The sequence below is a fragment of the Pseudomonas sp. P4_C3 genome (assembly GCF_056402075.1).
Window position 1 is genome coordinate 1 of sequence record NZ_JBFUIC010000374.1, and the last position, 3,540, is coordinate 3,540.

General features: G+C 57.3%; 3 protein-coding genes and 3 tRNA genes. All 6 read left to right on the forward strand.

The window, feature by feature from the left end; all coding sequences use genetic code 11:
* Positions 1-566, forward strand: a 566-nt coding sequence (gacA, locus tag AC1DVH_RS27795; RefSeq protein WP_477756492.1) for a response regulator transcription factor GacA, incomplete at its 5' end; no start/stop codon positions are given.
* Positions 567-568: 2 nt separating this feature from the next.
* Positions 569-2,392: an excinuclease ABC subunit UvrC gene (gene uvrC, locus AC1DVH_RS27800; RefSeq protein ID WP_477756493.1), complete on the forward strand. Its 1,824-nt coding sequence runs from the start codon at positions 569-571 to the stop codon at positions 2,390-2,392.
* Positions 2,393-2,424: 32 nt separating this feature from the next.
* Entirely contained in the window at positions 2,425-2,985 is a 561-nt protein-coding gene (gene pgsA / locus AC1DVH_RS27805) for a CDP-diacylglycerol--glycerol-3-phosphate 3-phosphatidyltransferase (RefSeq protein ID WP_477756494.1), read from the forward strand.
* A gap of 63 nt (positions 2,986-3,048) precedes the next feature.
* Positions 3,049-3,124: transfer RNA gene (locus AC1DVH_RS27810), tRNA-Gly, on the forward strand.
* Between the two features lie 47 nt (positions 3,125-3,171).
* A tRNA-Cys gene (locus AC1DVH_RS27815) sits at positions 3,172-3,245 on the forward strand.
* 195 nt (positions 3,246-3,440) lie between these two features.
* Positions 3,441-3,527 (forward strand) — tRNA-Leu (locus tag AC1DVH_RS27820).
* The last annotated feature ends 13 nt before the right edge of the window (positions 3,528-3,540 follow it).

Consider the following 3,540-nt stretch of genomic DNA (forward strand, 5'->3'; position numbering starts at 1 on the left):
GCCTGCAAGTAGTCGGCCAAGCCGAGTCGGGAGAGGAATCCCTGCTCAAGGCGCGTGAGCTGAAACCCGATGTGGTGCTGATGGACGTCAAGATGCCGGGTATCGGCGGTCTTGAAGCCACTCGCAAATTATTGCGCAGTCATCCGGATATCAAAGTCGTCGCGGTGACCGTGTGTGAAGAGGACCCGTTTCCTACGCGGCTGTTGCAGGCAGGGGCGGCAGGGTACTTGACCAAAGGGGCGGGTTTGCCGGAAATGGTCCAGGCCATCCGCCTGGTATTCGCCGGACAACGCTACATCAGCCCGCAAATTGCCCAGCAGCTGGCGATCAAGTCCTTCCAGCCCACCAACGATTCGCCTTTCGATGCCTTGTCGGAGCGGGAAATCCAGATCGCGCTGATGATCGTCGGCTGCCAGAAAGTACAGATCATTTCCGATAAGTTGTGCCTGTCCCCGAAAACCGTGAACACCTACCGTTATCGCATCTTCGAAAAGCTTTCGATCAGCAGTGATGTCGAATTGACGCTGTTGGCGGTTCGTCACGGTATGGTCGACGCCAGCCTCTGAAAATGACCGAAACCTTTGATCCGAGCGCCTTTCTGTCCACCGTTAGCGGGCGCCCCGGCGTGTACCGCATGTTCGACAGCGAAGCGCGTTTGCTCTACGTCGGCAAGGCGAAAAACCTCAGGAATCGCCTGTCGAGTTACTTTCGCAAGACCGGGCTCGCCCCCAAGACCGCCGCACTGGTAGCGCGTATCGCCCAGATCGAAACGACGATCACGGCCAACGAAACCGAAGCCTTGCTGCTTGAGCAGACGCTGATCAAGGAATGGCGTCCGCCCTACAACATCCTGCTGCGCGACGATAAATCCTACCCCTACGTCTTTCTCTCCGACGGAGAGTTTCCGCGACTGAGCATTCATCGCGGCGCGAAAAAGGCCAAGGGTAAATATTTCGGTCCTTACCCGAGCGCTGGCGCGATTCGCGAAAGCCTGAGCCTGCTGCAAAAGACGTTTTTCGTTCGGCAATGCGAAGACAGTTTTTACAAGAATCGCACCCGTCCTTGCCTGCAATACCAGATCAAGCGCTGCAAGGCGCCCTGCGTCGGGCTGGTGGAGCCCCAGGTGTATGCGGAAGATGTGCGCCACTCGGTGATGTTTCTTGAAGGGCGCAGCAATGCTCTGACAGACGAGTTGTCCGCCGGGATGGAAGAGGCGGCGATCAATCTCGAGTTCGAACGAGCAGCCGAGTTGCGGGACCAGATTGCGTTACTGCGCCGGGTTCAGGATCAGCAGAGCATGGAAGGCGGGACCGGGGACGTCGATGTGATTGCCGCCTTCGTCAACCCGGGCGGTGCCTGTGTTCACTTGATCAGCGTGCGGGGCGGGCGGGTACTGGGAAGCAAGAACTTCTTCCCTCAGGTTGGTATTGAAGAAGACGTTAGCGAAGTCATGGCCGCATTTCTCGGCCAGTATTTTATCAGCAGTCCTGAGCGCGACTTGCCAAGTGAACTGATCGTCAATGTGGTCCACGACGACTTTCCAACACTGATCGCCGCCATCGACGAGTTGCGCGGTCGTGAACTGACCATCAGCCATCGTGTGCGTGGTACGCGGGCGCGCTGGCAGCAATTGGCGGTGACCAATGCCGAGCAGGCACTGAGTGCGCGCCTGGCGAATCGTCAGCACATTACGGCACGCTTCGATGCGCTGGCCGAGGTGCTGAAGCTGGATGAGCCTCCTCAACGACTTGAGTGCTACGACATCAGTCATTCCAGTGGCGAGGCGACGGTGGCGTCCTGCGTGGTCTTCGGCCCCGAAGGCCCGATCAAATCCGATTACCGCCGGTATAACATCGAGGGCGTTACGGCCGGCGATGACTACGCGGCGATGCATCAGGCGTTGACCCGACGCTTCAGCAAGCTGAAGGACGGGGAGGGCAAACTGCCGGATATCCTGTTGGTGGATGGCGGTAAAGGCCAGTTGTCCATGGCCCGCGACGTACTCGATGAATTGGCCGTACCCGACCTGATTCTGCTGGGCGTGGCAAAAGGTGCGACGCGCAAGGCCGGTTTCGAAACCCTGTACCTGAACGACGCTGCACATGAGTTCACGTTGCGCGGCGATTCTCCCGCGTTGCACCTGATCCAGCAGATTCGCGACGAAGCCCACCGGTTTGCCATCACCGGGCACCGCGCCCGGCGTGGAAAAACCCGTCGGACATCTACACTGGAGGGCGTCGCCGGCGTCGGACCCACACGTCGGCGGGATTTGTTGAAACATTTTGGTGGATTGCAGGAGCTGTCTCGTGCAAGCATCGAAGAAATTGCCAAAGCCCCCGGGATCAGTAAAAAGCTCGCAGAGTTGATTTATGCAAATCTGCACAGCGAGTAGAATGCCCCCTCACCTCGTAGCCAGTTGTGCCGATGAATATCCCTAATCTGATTACCGTTCTACGCGTTCTACTCATACCGATCTTCATTTTGCTGTTCTACCTGCCTTACCAGTGGAGCTACCTGGCCTCCGCCTCGGTCTTCGCATTCGCTGCCGCCACCGACTGGCTGGACGGGTACCTGGCCCGCCGTCTGGAACAAAGCACACCGTTCGGGGCTTTCCTCGATCCGGTTGCCGACAAGCTTATGGTTGCGGTTGCACTGGTACTGTTGGTGCAGGAACACGGAAACCTGTGGCTCACGCTGCCTGCTGCCGTGATCATCGGTCGCGAGATTGTCGTCTCGGCGCTGCGCGAATGGATGGCCGAACTGGGTGCTCGTGCCCACGTCGCCGTATCGAACCTGGGCAAATGGAAAACCGCCGCGCAAATGCTGGCGCTGGTGATCCTGCTGGCCAATCCCAAGGAGTTCAGTTTCTGGGTCTTGCTGGGCTACACCTTGCTGATGGTGTCGGCTGGCCTGACTTTGTGGTCGATGGTCCAGTACCTGCGGGCTGCCTGGCCACATCTGAAGACCGACGTTGAAAAGAAATAAAACTTTTTTGAATCAAAGGGTTGACGGGGCTTCTGGATTCTATAGAATGCGCCACACCAAGACGCGGGAATAGCTCAGTTGGTAGAGCACGACCTTGCCAAGGTCGGGGTCGCGAGTTCGAGTCTCGTTTCCCGCTCCAAGTTTGTACGCATTTGATGTCGCGCTACTAGATACCAAATGTTTTGAGGCCGAGTAGCAAAATGGTTATGCAGCGGATTGCAAATCCGCCTACGCCGGTTCGATTCCGACCTCGGCCTCCACTAATAAACGAGCTCCGTAGATCTATGATTTACGGAGCTTTTTTATTTGCAGTAGCCTGCAAGATTTAGTCTTGAAAAGGGTATTTGCGAACTTGCTTCACCGGGGCGGGATGTATATATTTCCACCTCTGCTGCACAAGCGTCAGAACTGCCAGATCGTTATTTGACAGAACCTGGACGCTTCACCGCGCTACCGCCCGAATGGCGAAACTGGTAGACGCATGGGACTTAAAATCCCCCGCTCGTAAGGGCGTGCCGGTTCGATTCCGGCTTCGGGCACCATCTTGCAATCCAT